The organism is Escherichia sp. E10V5 (assembly GCF_004212315.1).
In the GTDB taxonomy this organism is placed as follows: Bacteria; Pseudomonadota; Gammaproteobacteria; order Enterobacterales; family Enterobacteriaceae; genus Escherichia.
This window is the reverse complement of sequence record NZ_RHJM01000047.1, coordinates 63,385-80,050: the sequence shown is the minus strand read 5'-3', so window position 1 is coordinate 80,050 and position 16,666 is coordinate 63,385. Positions and strand designations below refer to the sequence as shown.

Here is a 16,666-nt window from a genome sequence, read left to right as displayed (position 1 = left end):
TGGCAGGAGGGATCCTCCTGCCACTGTGTGATTAAAATGTATATTTAATACCCAGCATTGCCTGGGCATCACTGTACCCTTTATCGCCGACCTGAACGCCAACATTGCCCCAGATATTCAGGTTGTCTGACAATTTACCCTGAACACCCGTTTTGACTTCAGCAATATTTGTGGCTCCGTCCTGACTGAGTACCGTATTATCCATTTTGACACTCCAGTCCTGTGTATTATGGATCCAGTTAACCTCCACAAAAGGCTCGAACTGATGCGCCTTATTGTCATCAGACGCACTCTTACCTTTCAGGTAAGTTCTGACGCCCAGACGACTCTGGATATTGCCGTCTCCGTTAAGCTGAACTTTCGTGCCGTTTTTCTCCTTATGTTCGCCGGCTCTTACATTCATCCACGTAAGCTGGGACTGTGGCTGAATATACCAGTCATAGTGGCTTCCCTGGCTGCCGGTAAATTCGCCGGCTTTGAAGGTATAACCTGCTTCCACTGAACCGGTAAATCCACGGGATTTCCAGGACTCCGCCGCCAGTTTTTCACCATTAACGGTATTATTAAACCAGCCGTACTGGACCCAGGTGTCAACATAAGCCCCGGTGTCATTGCCGTCATTCTGCTGCCACGTTCCGTATAAACCGGTACTGTAACCACTGATCGAGCCTTTAGATTTATATCCCGAAACCGAGGATGTCGTGGAGCTCTTCTCATTCCCGTAACCGGCCATAATACCCAGCTGCAGACGCTCCTGACCGTCAGTCCACTGTGCAATGCTGCCACCCAGTTGCACAACATAGCGGTTGCTTTGCGTATTCAGTTGTGAACTACTGTCCTTCCAGCGATTATGACCGCCAACATGACGCATCCACATACTGGTTGCTTTTTTCTCACCAGTAAACACGTCGGTATAGTAAGTTTCCCCCTCACGATCGTGCATTCTGGTGTTGAACAGCGTGTTAGCCGCCGCAATGTTCGAAATATATGAGCCAGCCTCCGGGCGATAGACCTTCTGCACAGGTTTATCCGGTGTTGGTTTTGTCTCCGGTTTTGTCTCCGGTTTTGTCTCCGGTTTTGTCCCCGGCTCCGGCGGCAATTCAGAGCGCAGATACCAGTTACCGTCGGTACCACCCGCATTACCTTTATGCAGGAAATATTCCCATGCCCCGGCCACAGCACGATTCTCCAGTCTGAAGTTACCGTCAGACTGACCACCGACATGCACAATCTCAATGCCGTCAGCGGTCTGAGCACCCTGGCCCTGGACGTTATTCACCACCACGCCGGTATCGCCGGAAGTGTTACCCGTGACAATCAGTTTGTCAGTGGCAGAGGTATCATCCCCCAGCACGGTATTGATAATTAACGTACCGCCACCGGTGTAATCGCCATTTACGGTCAGGGTATTTCCTGTCTTACCACCGGCCAGACGAATGACGCCGGTATTGGTCAGTGAGCCAACCGTAAAATTGCTTACTTCTGCGTTCTCATAGCCTGAAAGTGCATTCAGTGATGCCAGCGTTCCCTGGTTATTAACATGACCTGCAACGGTACCCTGCCCACTGAGTGTGCCGCCATTGAGAACATGAATATTTCCGGAGCCTGACAGCGTCGCATCAGCGGCGCGGGTGACAGAATCATCACCAACAATCAGGACGCCGTTCTCAACAGTGGTATCACCGGTATAAGCCAGCTCATGATTAATGATCAGATTACCCGCCCCCTGTTTCACCAGCGCACCGGAACCCGTAATGTCATTTTTCAGCAACCAGCTGTCGCTGGCAGTAAGCCAGGTGACACCCTCGCTGTCAATCAGCCCGGTGCCCAGGTGTTTTTCATCTGAAGCCCGCAGAGCAGCATCTTTCTGCACACGGAATTTACCGCTGAAATTACTGTTATCCCCGGAAAGCGTCAGATCAGTCGTGTTCAGTATGTCCACTGAACCTTCTCCGGAAAGCGATTTACTCAGGTTACTGCTGACTCCGCTACCGTCGGCGATATCAATCGCCAGACGGTCATTCAGGCTTTCAAAGCTGACGGTCCCCAGACTTCCCAGCCCCTGTGCGCCGTTCATTTCAACCAGCGAACCCCGGGTAAGGCTGACATTACCGGTGAACCCGATATTGGTGCCATGTACCGTCAGATTGCTGCCTGTAACAGCCAGCGTACCGTCTCCGGTCAGCACATTGTTTTCAATGATGCCACCATTATCATCGCCCGGCTGACGCTGCGTGCCGCTGACCGTGAGTACACTACCGCTATCAAGCTGAATGTGCGCCCCCGTTTCTGTCTGCAGTGCACCAACCGTCTGGCTGTATCCGTCTGTTCTGAAGACGGCATTGCTGGCAACGTTCAGGCTACCTGTAGCGCCAAGCACATTATCATTTGCCATCTGCAGTGTGCCGCTGCGCACCAGCGTATCACCGGTGTAGTTATTACCACCGTTGGACAGTGTGACAACCTGCCCCACAGCGTCTATCGCCAGATCCCCTGTTCCCGTTAACTGAGCACCGAGATCTGACTGCAGCCCCTGTGCGTTCGCTCTCGGGGTCAGCACCAGCGCTTTATCACCTGTCCCTTGCAAATTCAGCGATTTCAGGCCATAGCCGATATACAGCCCATCACCGTTAATACCGTCGGAACTTCCCAGCAGCTTGTAGTCATAGTTCCCCTGGGCCACCACTTCACCGCCCTGAGTCACATCGAACGTCTGACTGTGAGAAATGACCTGGCCATTTTCATCCACCAGTTGCAACTGTCCGCCGGTGCCGGTAACGGTTCCCTTAGCATCCACCAGTTTGACCAGGGTCTGCGCATCGTCCTGCTCAAGCAGATTCTTACGGGTATCAACCACCGGAATATCATTAACCACCACCGGCATGGTGACCTGAATAGTGCCCTGACCGCGGAGATCCAGCGTACCTGAGGCAGAGGTTTCAATACGGTTGCCGGCAACAATATCTCCCGGGCTGACAGAACCAAAATTCAGTGTTCCGCCACTGAACCCAAGGCCGCCAATCCGCTGAACACCGGAGCCAACCGTTGTGATATTCCCGGTTTCAGACATCAACATGGCATGGGTCAACCCCTTCGTATTCAGCCCTTCCAGCGCAAAACTGCTGGTGCCCAGCTTCAGGGTGCCGGCAAACTGATCCCCGACGTTATGGCTGAATTCAAAAGCAGAGGTGTCGGCATCAAGCTGAGCGGACAGCGTGCCTTTGCCCGTTAACAGTGGATCAAAGGTAAAGTCGCCTGCAACGGCAGGGGTAATACTCAGTTCACTGCCCGATTCAATATCGACAGAGCCCGCGCCGGCACCGCCGTCAGTTAGCACCAGTGCCTCCTTCAGGGTGACAACGGAACCATTTTTCAGCCCGACATGTTCAAAGTTTTGTAGCTTTGCAGCAGAGTCCAGCGTATGAATGGCGCTGTCAAATATCAGGGCATCAGAATTCCCCAGTCCGCCATCCAGCAGATTCCAGGTTGCCCCTTCACCTTTAATGGTGAAGGTATTCTGTCCTGTACCTGCAATCACCAGGTCAACATGCGTCCTGCCGTTAAGCGTTACATTGTTATTGCCGTTCCCGGCGGTCACCTCGCCTGTCAGTGTGCTGCCGTCATCAAATAACAATGTGTTGTTGCCATCTTTTGCACTGACGGTTCCGGTAATACTGCCTTTATTGGTAAATGAATTATCTCCCCCATTCAGGGCCACAATCCCCTGAATTTCAGCACCACTATCATTCAGTACGGTGGTATTCACGGCCTCATCAAACGACATTGCATTCCCGGCGGCGGACGCGGCTTTAATCTGTCCTTTATTGGTAAAGGACAGTGCTTTTGATGCATCCACTACAGCATGACTCAGCGAAGCGGAAATGAGATTACCGCTCTGGATCACTTCACGAGCCGCATTGTTGACCACCAGAGCGGAGCCGCCATCAGCCTGCATGACATTAACGCTGGCACCACTTTTCACGCTGACACCGTCTCCGGTGTTGGCGAGAATGCCTGTCCCCCCTGTTCCTTTCAGATTAATGACTAATCCGCCGGAGTCAGACATATCCAGGTTATTATCGGTTTCACTTCCGTCAGCTTTCTGGAACGCCAGTGCAATTCCACTGCCGTCTACATTAATAGTGCCGCTGTTGGCCTTAGCCAGCGAAGCTGAAGTACGCACACCAATGCCATCAGCCACATTAATTTCAGTCGTACTGGTTAGCTGAATGCCTTCGATTTCTGCACGGTTCTCAATCCCGTGACCAACCGCACCTGCAGCATTCACATTAATTTTCGCACCATCAATAACCAGCCCCACAGTCCCTGTATCCAGCAGGATGCCATGTGCATTTTTCTGGCCCTCAATCGTTCCCAGCCCACTCCCTGCCAGGTTCAGTGACGCGCCCGCCCCCAGCTTAATGGCAGCCTCACCGTCCACAGCGACGATATCCCCTCCCGTGCTGGTAATCTGAGACTGTGCCCCTTCAACAAATAAAGCAACACCATTGACCGCAATACGGTTTCCCGTATTTTCAAAGCGACCGTTATCAACCCAGACGCCGATATTATCGGTACCGGCAGTGAAATCAATGTTGCCGCTGTTAATCAACAGTCCCTGATTACGCGTAATAAAGCCCTTGGCATTATTCAGCGGCGAAGAGATATCTGCCTCATTGGTAATAACCGAGCCAGTATTCGTTTGTGTGATACTGCCATCCAGAGCGTACTCATTACCGTCCACTTCCGCGACAACGGCCCCGTCACCCACAAGATCAACGGATATCCCCTGTTTCAGGGTCGCTGTTGCACCGCCAGTGACATACAATCCCTGAGCCAGGTCCCCCAGGATCCGGAAATCACTGCCGGCCTCCGCCTGTACATCACTGCCTTTACCGGTGGCCCAGATCCCCCGGCTGCCTGTCCCGGAGGTTTGCATCAGCAGAGAGCCAGTCTGTTTTGCCCCGTCTTCAATGCGGAAGAGCACTGACCGCTGCCCACTGGCTTCCAGCAGCGTTCCCTGTGCAACCTTCGTATTGATGACTGCACCATCTCCGATAATACGGAAAGCAATCTGATCGGTAATGCCGGAATTGTTAGCAGCAAACTTCGGAATGGCTGTCCCCTCAAGATTCACCGTTCCCTGTTCACTGACCTCAACGCCAATCGCCCCCTGTCCCTCCAGAACGAGTTCGCCGGCGGTCATATTAACCGTTGTTGCTGCACCGGAAGCTTTAATCCCGGTAGTACGGTTGGCATTATCCCCCCCGCTGAGGACCAGATTGCCGGTGTTATTAATGGTCGTGGCTTCCTGTGAGCCACGGGCAAGTAATCCCACACCGCCATCCTGAACGATGATATTTCCACTGTTGGTGCCAACAGCGCCTTCCTCAACCCGAATACCGGTCGTGTTCTTTCCGGTAAAGGTGATATTACCTGTATTATTCAGGGTTGCCCCATTGCGGGCGATATACCCGGTTACTTTATCCTGAGAAGAGCTTAGCTGAGCACCTGCTGTTAATAATGTGGTGTTGTCTTTTGGATTAATAAGATTGCCGGAAATATCATATCCGTTGCCATCCGCAATACCGGCAATCGAGCTGGCATTATCCATATTAATAGTGGCATTACTGTCAATTGAGCCCTGTGCCCCGCCCTCTACCAGGACAGCAGTTGCCCCCTCTCCCGTCAGGTTGATGGTCATCCCTCCGGATGTTACGGTTGAGGCAGTGCCTGTGTCAGACCTGCCAGTGGCAACAAGCGCATACGAGTTCTTACCGGATGCCGTCAGATCAGAGGATGCCCCTGTGCCCCCCCGGTATACCGCCCCGCTGGCAATACGGAATAACGTTGAATTTTCGGTGGAAACATCCATAACACTGTTCCCGGTATTATGAATGGTGGAACCATCACCGTAGACATAAAACCCCACCTGGTTACTGCCACCGAATACCACCGCACCATTCCCTGACAGGGTCAGGTCTCCGCCATCTTTGGCAAAAACCCCCACTGCACCGTCACCAGTAAGGCTAATTTCGCCGGATATATCAACACGGCTTCCGGTGCCTTCCACCCATGCACCATAGTTACGGAAACCACTACTGATATCCACGCCACCAACATTTACAGTACCGTCAGACGCTATCTGGCCTCCGTTTATGACCTGTAATCCGGCACTGTTCAGGCCATTCACATTAATAACCCCGGTGTTTTTCAGCCCGGTGCTGTTATTTGCAAACATGCCGACATTCAGTGCAGGTGTATCGCTGTCATGCCCTTCAACTGTGATAGTCCCTTTATTGATGACTGTATTTACTGCTCCGACGTTCGATGCTGAAATACCGTAGTTCCCCTGAGCCCCTTCCCCCAGGAGAATTGTCCCTTCATTAATAACACGGGTTGCCCCTTGCGCAACCTCAACCGCAACAGAGCCGACAGCTGAATGCGCTGCGCTGCCATCTTCAGCCACACCGACGGTGATTTTGCCAGTGGATGCATTGGTAAAGGAACCTCCGTCACCCACACTGATCCCCCGGGTTAGTCCCTTACTGTCAATAACTGAAGCATCCGCCGTAATATTGATGGTGCCATTATTAATTCCTTCACCGCCACCAGCCACGAGCATTGCCGTGTTGATGCCATCCTGATTAACTGTTGCAACTTTATATGGCCGGATATTAATAACACCATTATTTATTGCGAGGGAATCGGCATCAATTGCCACCATTCCCTCACCATGTCGTCCGTGTTTAGAATTGTTGATCCCTGAATAGATAGTGCCATCATTAACAATGGTGCTGTTACCGTATGCACGCATCGCAATACCTGTAGCATCTATAATACCCTCGTTGATACCTGTACCGCCCGAGCGAGCAATGATACCAGCTCCACGACCAACACTCGGCAATATGCCTGTTAATTTGCCGGTTGAACTGAGTCGTGCAGTTCCACCATTTCTAGCTTCAAGTACAGCAAGTGTTCCGATACCAGCCTGATATATAGCAGGATCAATTTTACCCCCTGCAGTACGATCAACATCATACGTATGCGTGGTGGTTATAATAGCCCTGTTAAATTCAGTCTCATACTGAGAGGCACTCAGCTTACCGTCAACAATCGCCTGAGTCAGATAATCATTATATTGCTGTAAGTCTGCCTGTGAATTAACCTGATGCTGTTGTCCCTGCCAGTCAGTAAATGTGCCAGCATATGCTTTTGAGTCAATTGTAGTGGTATATGTGAGCCCGTTTGTAGAAGTTGCTGCGGCCTGCAAGTAGAACTCATTTTCAGAATTCCAGTTAACAGTTGATCCAGCTCCATCAGCAACAGCGAGCTGAGTATCTTTGAAATAGCGACCAATAAAATCTGCGCCAACATCAATATTGGCCGTACCACCATTGGTTACAGTAACAAAACGGGTTTTATAGAAAAAATCAGCATCAGGCGCAAAACCGGAAATGAGTTCATTCGCAGATGAGCCTGCAGCCCGCTGAGAAAAAGCGTCATTGTCATATACCTGTACCGTTCTGTACGCGCCGGTCGCAGCATCCCAGTACTGAAGGGCTTTGGTTCTTCCGCCTGTGTCAATATATAATAATCCGGTAAGATCATCCCCAGCCGTAATGTATCCCTCTGCTTTTGCTTCATCAACAGTCATGCTAACGAGACCAGAAGAACCAGAAACGACCGATGTCGGCCCTATGATATTTTCCGTCGTGCCGTTAACAGTCTCGGCCCCAACAAGGTTGTTGTTCTGTGCCGGACGCCATGCCGTATCAAGAGAAATATCCGCGAATGCGCTGCTGCAATTAACCGCCATAGCTCCGGTAAAAAGAGCAGCGGCTAACGCCAGGTTTAAGCGAGCAGATTTACATTTTTTTTTGTTACCTGTAAGTTCTGAAACCACATCCCACTGCTGAGTACTGTGGTTCCATATCACTTTATATATTTTATTCATAAATACCTTCAGTAAATTACCGCACCAGCTACAGTTGAAGCCTCAATGAGATAATATTTTGAGAATTTGTTATCTGTATAATTATTTACTGGCAGCTTTATCCATGACTTTTCACTATCATCAAGGCCACATAACCGATACATAGTGAAAAAAAATTAATACCTAGTTGCGACTTTTTTATTAACGCCTCCTTATAAACGAAAAAGATAGTTTACCAACACATATAACAAACGTGTTGCATATGAAGTTCAGTTTAAACCTCATATGCAACACAATTGCTATAGGTGCAATTTTTATAACATGCAGAAATGCCTATATAGATATTATTTTATCTATGAATAGACAGTCCTTCTCTGATTCATATAGCACGCGCGCAGCATTCACAGTAATTATTGGTGCCCACATACCATTTTACATGGTGCGGTATAATTTCTTTTATCATTTCATTCATACGTTCCAGACGAGATAAACTGGTACTTATATATCCATTATTTACATTGTATCGCTCGCAGATAACTTTTCTCGAATCACCAAGAACAAGATAGTCATACAATGCCTTTATGATGCCTTGACTGCGTATGGCTGACATCTCCACTAGCAACCAGAATATATCTTCAGGAACCTTTCCTATCGCTAGACACTGATTTTTCTTGCTAAGAAATAACTGCCTTTGTTCCCCATGAAGGTAAGTATCTCTTTGCTGCATCAGATTACTCCCGTCGCTGTTGCATTTAAATAAATATCTTAAGTAATAAGCATTCGCCGAAAACATAGCCTTTACGGTGCGTGATAGTAATAGAGGTTTTTTAATCTGAAAACAAATAATTACACGTTCTTTAACTCTAAAAAAATCAAATATCATGAATATTATGCTACATTGAAAATAAAATTCAGAATTTTATGCTGGTAGCACACTTTGTGGGCAATATAAAATAAATTAAAAATCAAAAAAACAAAAAGTTTATAAAATGCACCTTTTATTAACCCAGATCAAAAGCAAACAAAAAAGACTAAATATACTAAAGGCCATAAAAAGAATAACTAATAATACTTATCGATAAAAGCTATATGAAAGGTAATGAATTCATGATGGATTCAATATATCTGTACATTAAATTAAAAAACTTTACAAACACACCTACTATATCTAAAGAATTTAATATAAGCAGCTATCAGGCTAGGCATTATCTTTTACAACTGGTAAACAGCGGAAAAATTAGAAGAAGCCCGCCACAACGGGGAGCGAAGACACTGTGGGTAGATGCTGAACTCAGTCCGCAAACTGAATACGAAAAATGATGTCCGGCATACTGGCAAATGCCAGGCATGAACGGAAAGCTAATAGGAAGATTAAATGCCTGCTGACTAGCAGGCATTTAATGGAGATAATAGATTCGCACCTGACACCGAGATCCCCATTCAGAAATATCAGCGTCATCAATATCCGTATCAAAACAGCTTTCGCCACTGCAGATAATGTCTATTGAGCCGATTTATTTTGTAACCCTCCTTTTGTCATCTCCGTCGCACAGTTCGGCTACGTTTGTTATTTTTTCCGCAACCAGGCTCGTGTTTTATCCCTGGCGTTCTCACAGCACCCGGTTACAAACCAGACTGTGTAAACGTGCCCCATATCAATATTAATGCTCCTTTCCCCAGCAGCGGAAGCAAATGCAGCCTGTCTTCAGTTGCTTCTGATATTGTTCCATCAATATCGACTATGACGATGTACGGACGTTCCTGGTGTGCGTGTTTGTTGAAAATACTCAAATGCCCTCCCCATTGGACGAAAAAAATGCTGGTGGGCGCACTCCACCAGCATTAAAAGTGACACTGTAACTATCAGCGAACGTAAATAGTACCGCCGTTCTCTTTTTCCCATGCATCGCTACGTGCATAGCAAACATCGAGAAGTCTTCTTGCCGCTGTTTCCTCTAAACCCAATTCGACAACCAACTGTTCATGACGGCGGGTAACCACATCAAACAACGTATGCAGCCCTTTAGTTGCCAGTTCATCAATGAATTCCGGTTCGAACGGTAGCTCTGCATCTGCCAACATAACCTCTTGCGCCCACTCGACACGGCGGACCAGTTCCGGGCGGCGGCTTTCCATCTCTTTACAGATCAATTCATGGAAGAACTCTACCCAACCTTCCGGCTGGAACTCGCGGAAAATGGCCAGCGGCTGGAAGTTTGGCATCAACCATTCGTTGATTCGGATATCAATGGCATAGCCCATGTCACAGCAGAACTGATAAGCAAAGTCCAGCTTAGAAACGATATAAGGGCGCTCGTTATTGAACTCTTTAGGCGATGAGATCCCATAAGCCAGGAGGCGCGGGAAGAAGGATATTTGCCCTAACGTCGGATGGAGTTTGCTTGCAGGGAAACGGCGCTCAGTAATGCCATACATTTCCTTCTTGAGCGTCGCAAATTTAGCATTTTCATTAACCAGCTCGGTAACCTCTGCTTTTTTATTAGCAAATGCCACGCGCGCCTCGCTTGCATCTTTAATAGCCTTTTTGAGCTGTTGGTTAAGGTCGACAATCTGCTTACGCAGTTCCTGTCGCTCGCTTTTGGCTTTGTTATAGCGTTTCTCAAGGTTAAAAGGATCAAGTTTCATGATCTCTTTATATTGAGATTTTAGAGTTGAAATCTGTGAGTTCCGCAGCACAACCATCGCGGTCATTTCATTGAGTTTTGTTTCCAGCTCAATGCTTATACGTTCGGCATTATCAGCACGCTGGTTGGCGTCATGCGTCGCATCTTCGATCGCGTCCTGTTGCTGGCGTTTCAAATGTTCAATTTCCAGCTGAAGCTCTTCAATTTCTTTACCCTTCAGACCGAGATCCAACTGCATATTTTCAGCTGCATCTACCAGGGAGTTATGGCTATCAGCTTCTGCGTTATAAACATCAATAAGCTGTGCGTGAAGCATCTCCGCTGACTGAACCGCATTATCAAAAAAACGCGCTGTGAGGTCATCACAACTAACGCGGCGTTGCGCGGCCCGGATGTTCTGGATAATGGCCGGGATACCGGCATTCAGGACGTCAGGGATAGATACATTTTCGATTGATTGGTTTTGTGCTGAAGTGCTCATTTCAAAGTTCCGTATTAGCTTGTGCTTCGGTCATTTTTCCTAAATATGAAGGTGGAAGGACTACGCAATTTGTATCCAGTCCCTCACCTATGGCAGCCTGTAAAATTCTGGCTAAGGTGAGTCTCTTGTTGCGATACCTGGTGATGACATGCCTGATACCGCCGGTCGGCGTAACAAAGGCGATCAGCCAGTAGTGATATTTCCGTCGGAATGGCCACATAGTGCACCTTGTAGATTGCTCTAATAAAAAACGTGATGAGTGTACATCACGTTTTAAAAATATGGAATTATTAGAGCAATATTATTCTGATTCTTGCTCAAAAAACGCGCTAATGAGTGGAAGCCAATCCTCTGACACTTCGCGAGGTCGCGGTTTGCCGTGGAAAAAGATTATTCGGCAGTCCTTTGGTAATGCCCCATTCCCCCTGGAGTAACGCGCGCTTGCATATTTCGAACCAGGTTCCACAACATCGGCCTTGTAACTTACAAACCATCCCGGATACAGATCCTGAAATGCTGGTGTGTCATCGCCCATAACCTTTCGCAAGAACCCCTGATCCCCCCAGCACTCAGTTGTAACACAACGAGCAATCCAACCTTCCGGATCTTGCCAGAATGCACTCCAGATATGCGCTTTTACACTATTTGGTATCCACATGGCACCGCTGCCACGATATTGTGGATGGTAAAAATCCCTAAGCATGGTGAAGCTGGTTGGTGGATTCTCAAGGATTGGGCGTATATCACCGGCAATAACCGTGTCCAAATCCAGATAGAACAGATCATCGGTTATATCAGGTCGGAACAACTCGATTTTCGCCCACCAGCCACGGCACTTTTGCCACTGGTTGATCAATGGGACAACTTTGACGCCAGGTACATGTAAACGCTTCAGGTCTGTCAGGCAAATAATTTCATAGCCTTTTGGCAGTTGATTAACCAGCCACTGCACATCGGAAGCGTTATAGTCGCCTCCAGAGCGAAGAACTAAAGCAATCTTCATGCTGCACCATAACCTTTCACTTTCATCAATGTAAGGTTTCCGCAAAATACGGCACCAGTGTCGATATAATGCTGATTCCAGAATGTCTTCGGGCTTTTCACCGGAGTGTGACCAAAGATAAAACGATCTGCGCCCGAAATTTCGCCACCAATATCATCCATCGAATCACTGATACGCTCGCGCGCCCAGACAACGTTGAAAAGCGGCACCTCCTTACCGAATTGATATTCATTATCCGGATAGTCGGCATGGGCTATAACGATAGTTTCTTGCCCGGTGTTCAACTCAATGATATAGGGCAGTCGTCTTACCAGCTCCACCAGCGCCCTGGCTAATATTTCCTGATCGGTGTCCTGCATGAAGAACCATTGTCCGCCATTCATTAGCCAATTATTCACATTGCCATCAGGGCTTAACGCATCAATCATCAGCCGCTCATGGTTGCCCATGACCGCTCTGAACCATGGCATCTGCAATAGCTCCAGGCATTTCACATTTTCGGTGCCGCGATCGATAAGGTCGCCGACCGATATCAGTAAATCCTGCGCAGGGTCAAAATCCACACGATGGAGTTCGGACATCAGTCTGGTGTAGCAACCATGCAGATCACCAACAACCCAGACATTCCTGTATTTGGTACCGTCGATACGGTGATAAATTGTGGGTGCCATCATGTATTCTTCAGCCATTCTTTAAGAGTCATCTGCGGAATACCTCCCATTTTCCCGCATGAAACAACGTCAATCTGCTCACGCGCTGACTGGAATAACAAAGGCAGGTGACTTAGATTTTTTGGCGTGCCGCCGGAATGAACGCGTGGTTCTTGTGTAGCGTCCACGCCCACCAGGGCGACATGTTTGAATCCGATATGGAAAGCCAGGTTTAGAGCACCATATGCACTATTGCCGCTGGCAATTTCATTCACATCTTCGCAAAGACCGAAATGTGCGGACCAGCGCCACGCCCACCACTCGGGAGAATTCGTATTTTTTGGCTCCGTGCCGCGCTCAGCCACACGACGGAAGCACAGAACGCCGTCTCTGACTTCACGTTCTTTAACATCAGGAAGCGCCATGCAATAACAAACACCACGGCGACGGCGCCCACGACCAACACGCCGCATATTGTCTGGTGATGGATCAAGGGTGAAAAAATAAGAAGCGCGGTTAAGCCAGTCGATGGCCCCATTGACCGCTATAATCGGCACTCCGCGCGGCGCAACAAAGTTTGCGGCGCTTGGGCCACTGCCGACGATAATAACGCGATCACTGCCTCTAAATTTATTCTTGGGAAACATTGAATTGCACTGCTCCTACTTGCATTCAAAATATGTAAATCTGCGTGTTTTTTGCGGGTGTCCAGGAACTGCTGTTGCCATTTTGAAATTGACACCTGCGTTGGATTCCGTAGTGCTTGAGGGTGCGCGCCATGCCAATGAAGGCCGTTTTGCAGGGAACAGTCATAGCCGACTAATACAACTACTTCAGCCCCCGATTCAGCCGCCAGACTGATAGCCTGCGCGCCGCTATTTACCCCTTCCGCCGGTCCACAATATCGCCTGTACTCCAACGAAAATGATTTCGCCGCCGCCAGGTTGGCTGTCACTTTGCGGAATCTCCCTCCCGGTATGGTGGATCCGTATTGCTTCCACCATGACAAATCACCTGCGTATAAGGCATAAATGTCATCGAACATCTGCCAGGAATTGTTAACAGCGATGATTGAACAGCCAGTTTTTTCTATAGCAGCACAGTCCTCGCGAGTGAGTGATGGGCCGCTGCCGATACAAAAAACAGTCCTAGTCGCCCTGGGTGGTATGTTCATTCTCAGCTGCAAATTCAGCCTCCAGGCGAGCATTCATTTCAGCGATTACCGGGTCCACTACAGCATCTGCTTCCTGTTCATTACGCGGCATGACCGATGCCAGCGATTCATAATTAACCTTGGATGACACGATTATTCTCCCGATGTTAATGTTCGCTATCTCAAAGAGCATAAATGCACTAATTAATTTATTATTTTACGCATCGTACAACCACTTATCGCCGTTCAATACATGCTCAATAGCCTCACCCTTTTTAAGGCTTATGTATTCCAGGATGGCGGTAATCGCTTGTTCTGCACCATACGCAAGAACGACGTAGTAATCTTCCTCTCTAAGCCTGCACATCCAGGCGATCTGCTCTTTCGTCGGGGCTTTACCATTTGGTTCTTTAAGCTCAATTCGCATACCGTGATAAATACCGCATGCTTTATCGAGACTCATGTCCGGATAACCTTTTTTCTGCCCTTCAGCCTTCATTTTCCCGGCGGTTGCTTTTGAACGTTTCCCTCCGTTAGGCGTTGCATGCAACAACTCATAGATTTCAGGGTGCTTGCGTTCGAAGTAATCAAAAATGAAAACCTGTTCGAAGTGCTCGCAATTTCCGTCGCGCAGGTCTGGGTTCTTTGCCAGTGCTGCAAGCGCCTTCGCATGTGGCGAAACTTCTTTTGCCGGTGCAAGCGATAAGAATGGATCCTTTTTGGTTTTTGGCCTGGACCACCCCTTATTTCTACGTTCACTAAAAGCCTGAAACTCTTCCTCAGTAAAGCGCAACATAATCAGTCAAACTCTGCCGGTCGCATGCCATATTTACGCTGTTTTGCTGCCTGCTCTTCCCTGTGCCATTGCGCACAATCAGCGTCACAATAGATGCCGGATTCAATCGGTTCATTGCAGTACCGACACTTCCCTGTAAATACCTGGCTCACGACCTGTGCCTGCTTTCTGATGTTATCGATGGCCATGTCTTTGAGAGCTTCTAACTGATTCATGCTCCGCTCTGCATCATCAACACGTTCTGCCAATTTTGTTTCCTCGTGAAGAACCTACTTAAGGGCAGAATGATACATTTCACAATCAAAATTGCACTAATAATTTTCTTTTATTGAGTTAAACATTCAACAAATGACTAGCAGTAGAATCACCATCATCTATTTCTGGCAGGCTGACTATGGCTACATCAATCACAACAACCCAAAGCACCCAGCAATATCCTCTGTCACGGTATGACGACCGCAACATAGCCGATCCAATACTCAGGGCAGAGCTGCGCAAAGAGGTGATGCTTATGTGTGAATCGAACGACAAGAATCTGACGATTTATTACGTTCTTCCCGATGAGCAATACCGCCCGGATTTGCTGGCTTACCGTATGTGGGGCATAGCAGAGCTACGCTGGGTAGTGACGCTCGCCGCCGGGCTTGAGGATGAATCTCAGGGCATGACTGTTGGCAAAAAATTAAAACTCCCACCTGCCACCTGGGTCCGCGAAATGATTCGCCATTTCCAATATGACGGCCAGGTAATAGGGACATTATCCATTGCGTAAGGGAATTGAATGCCAACTGAATATGCTCGCGACAACCTTGGTCGCTATCAGACTGATGGATTAAGTGCAAAAGACTTTAACAAGGTCTTCGATCTTATCCGTAAACAGCAGCGTCAGAATCGGCGAAACGCGCGGCGTACACTCACCCCAAGGATTATGGGGATGCGTAACCGCGAACTTGACGCATTCCTCAATCTTGGAAAAAAGAAAGATGGCACCTACTTTACGCCCGAAGATATACGCAGTTTCAACACCTCAAGGCAGGCTCATAAAACCAAATTCAAGAGCACGGTACCCGGCATTACCTATGCTCAGCTGGTGGCGCAGTCCACCAGCATTGATATAAAACGCGCTAACAACAAAGTTTCTGATGGCACAGGGATAAAAGCCGCGACATTTCTCGGGCTAAAACACAACCTTGCATTGATATCTGTTAATGCCTCGGATGAGTCGGTCCACCAGCATCACCGCGTCAGAATTCGATTTGAGGAATGGGATAAAGCCGTTGAGGATATTGCTGAAGACGGAGCGAAAAAAGCCCGAATAGCTGCCGAACTCTGCAAGGGCCGGGTATCTTTCGACTGTGATTGTGGACGCCATCAATACTGGTTCCGCTATATGTCCACGGCTGGTAACTATGCTGTCGCGCCGCCAAAAGAGTATGCATTCCCCAAAATCCGCAACCCTGATCTGACTGGAGTGGCCTGCAAACATGTTTTGCACGCTATGACGCGTTTTCAGTCTCCCACATGGCACAAGGCCATCATTATTGCCCTGGAAAAAGCAGCTGAACAGGTGGCCTTCGGCGATGACAAGCGGAAGACAACAACCTATTTCAAAGGCGAACTGGCTAAATCGCTCGCGCGCAACCGGACAACAACGACGGATCAGGCTAAAGCTGCGCGTGAGTATGAGCTGTATCTGAAATCTCAGGACGCATTAGGCAAAAAACTACGCGCCAAAGATAGCGCCACCGACAACGTTCGCAGGTTGTTAAAAAAAGCTCGCACCACGGCAAACAGAAAGAATGCAGAACTAAAAGCATCGCGGGTGAGGGAGGCCCTGGCTCGCGCTGAAGCCGACGCTCTCAAAAAAGCCCTGCAAACGCAGGCGAACAACCTCATAAAGTTTTTCATGAGTCAGGGAATGGACAAGGCCGCCGCCACCGCGCAGGCGCGAAGCATTCTTGAGACGCAAATTAACGAAGCCCGTAAACGGAAAGGATAATCG

12 protein-coding genes and 1 pseudogene are annotated in these 16,666 nt (G+C 48.5%); 3 read left to right on the top strand and 10 right to left on the bottom strand.

The features are described 5' to 3' along the window. Nucleotides 1-31: 31 nt before the first annotated feature. Both D9738_RS23910 and D9738_RS23905 read right to left on the bottom strand, forming a co-directional pair. Nucleotides 32-7,957, bottom strand: a complete 7,926-nt coding sequence (locus tag D9738_RS23910; protein WP_130261346.1) for an autotransporter outer membrane beta-barrel domain-containing protein — start codon at nt 7,955-7,957, stop codon at nt 32-34. A 358-nt stretch (nt 7,958-8,315) separates the two neighbouring features. After that, nucleotides 8,316-8,663, bottom strand: coding sequence for a PapB/FocB family fimbrial expression transcriptional regulator (locus D9738_RS23905; protein WP_130261345.1), 348 nt, complete (start codon nt 8,661-8,663; stop codon nt 8,316-8,318). Nucleotides 8,664-9,025: 362 nt separating this feature from the next. Here D9738_RS23905 and D9738_RS23900 point away from each other — a divergent pair, with 362 nt between their 5' ends. Continuing rightward, nucleotides 9,026-9,256 carry a FaeA/PapI family transcriptional regulator gene (locus D9738_RS23900; RefSeq protein WP_252665624.1) on the top strand — a complete coding sequence of 77 codons (231 nt, stop codon included), beginning with the start codon at nt 9,026-9,028 and terminating at the stop codon, nt 9,254-9,256. Nucleotides 9,257-9,489: 233 nt separating this feature from the next. Here the strand turns inward: D9738_RS23900 and D9738_RS25335 are convergent. The 8 genes and pseudogenes from D9738_RS25335 to D9738_RS23850 all read right to left on the bottom strand — a co-directional run. Next, nucleotides 9,490-9,727: pseudogene (locus D9738_RS25335) on the bottom strand (hypothetical protein); the annotation flags it as partial. Between the two features lie 72 nt (nt 9,728-9,799). Continuing rightward, nucleotides 9,800-11,062 carry a hypothetical protein gene (locus D9738_RS23890; RefSeq protein WP_130261344.1) on the bottom strand — a complete coding sequence of 421 codons (1,263 nt, stop codon included), beginning with the start codon at nt 11,060-11,062 and terminating at the stop codon, nt 9,800-9,802. A gap of 301 nt (nt 11,063-11,363) precedes the next feature. Continuing rightward, nucleotides 11,364-12,065 carry a hypothetical protein gene (locus D9738_RS23880; protein WP_130261343.1) on the bottom strand — a complete coding sequence of 234 codons (702 nt, stop codon included), beginning with the start codon at nt 12,063-12,065 and terminating at the stop codon, nt 11,364-11,366. After that, nucleotides 12,062-12,739, bottom strand: coding sequence for a metallophosphoesterase (locus D9738_RS23875; RefSeq protein ID WP_130261342.1), 678 nt, complete (start codon nt 12,737-12,739; stop codon nt 12,062-12,064). The genes D9738_RS23880 and D9738_RS23875 overlap by 4 nt, the downstream gene beginning before the upstream one ends. Further along, nucleotides 12,736-13,362: a hypothetical protein gene (locus D9738_RS23870; protein ID WP_130261341.1), complete on the bottom strand. Its 627-nt coding sequence runs from the start codon at nt 13,360-13,362 to the stop codon at nt 12,736-12,738. The genes D9738_RS23875 and D9738_RS23870 overlap by 4 nt, the downstream gene beginning before the upstream one ends. 501 nt (nt 13,363-13,863) lie before the next feature. Beyond that, complete coding sequence (locus D9738_RS23860) at nt 13,864-14,019, bottom strand: hypothetical protein (RefSeq protein ID WP_042017011.1); 156 nt, start codon at nt 14,017-14,019, stop codon at nt 13,864-13,866. 66 nt (nt 14,020-14,085) lie between these two features. Further along, nucleotides 14,086-14,664: a VRR-NUC domain-containing protein gene (locus tag D9738_RS23855; protein ID WP_130261339.1), complete on the bottom strand. Its 579-nt coding sequence runs from the start codon at nt 14,662-14,664 to the stop codon at nt 14,086-14,088. A gap of 2 nt (nt 14,665-14,666) precedes the next feature. Further along, nucleotides 14,667-14,912, bottom strand: coding sequence for a hypothetical protein (locus tag D9738_RS23850; protein WP_130261338.1), 246 nt, complete (start codon nt 14,910-14,912; stop codon nt 14,667-14,669). A gap of 146 nt (nt 14,913-15,058) precedes the next feature. Here D9738_RS23850 and D9738_RS23845 point away from each other — a divergent pair, with 146 nt between their 5' ends. Then, nucleotides 15,059-15,436, top strand: coding sequence for a hypothetical protein (locus D9738_RS23845; protein ID WP_130261337.1), 378 nt, complete (start codon nt 15,059-15,061; stop codon nt 15,434-15,436). A 9-nt stretch (nt 15,437-15,445) separates the two neighbouring features. Beyond that, entirely contained in the window at nt 15,446-16,663 is a 1,218-nt protein-coding gene (locus tag D9738_RS23840; protein ID WP_130261336.1) for a phage tail protein, read from the top strand. The last annotated feature ends 3 nt before the right edge of the window (nt 16,664-16,666 follow it).

Coding starts and splice junctions, on each gene's coding strand:
- D9738_RS23910 (WP_130261346.1), bottom strand. CDS start 7,957: ATGAATAAAATATATAAAGTGATATGGAACCACAGTACTCAGCAGTGG.
- D9738_RS23905 (WP_130261345.1), bottom strand. CDS start 8,663: ATGCAGCAAAGAGATACTTACCTTCATGGGGAACAAAGGCAGTTATTT.
- D9738_RS23900 (WP_252665624.1), top strand. CDS start 9,026: ATGAAAGGTAATGAATTCATGATGGATTCAATATATCTGTACATTAAA.
- D9738_RS23890 (WP_130261344.1), bottom strand. CDS start 11,062: ATGAGCACTTCAGCACAAAACCAATCAATCGAAAATGTATCTATCCCT.
- D9738_RS23880 (WP_130261343.1), bottom strand. CDS start 12,065: ATGAAGATTGCTTTAGTTCTTCGCTCTGGAGGCGACTATAACGCTTCC.
- D9738_RS23875 (WP_130261342.1), bottom strand. CDS start 12,739: ATGATGGCACCCACAATTTATCACCGTATCGACGGTACCAAATACAGG.
- D9738_RS23870 (WP_130261341.1), bottom strand. CDS start 13,362: ATGTTTCCCAAGAATAAATTTAGAGGCAGTGATCGCGTTATTATCGTC.
- D9738_RS23855 (WP_130261339.1), bottom strand. CDS start 14,664: ATGTTGCGCTTTACTGAGGAAGAGTTTCAGGCTTTTAGTGAACGTAGA.
- D9738_RS23845 (WP_130261337.1), top strand. CDS start 15,059: ATGGCTACATCAATCACAACAACCCAAAGCACCCAGCAATATCCTCTG.
- D9738_RS23840 (WP_130261336.1), top strand. CDS start 15,446: ATGCCAACTGAATATGCTCGCGACAACCTTGGTCGCTATCAGACTGAT.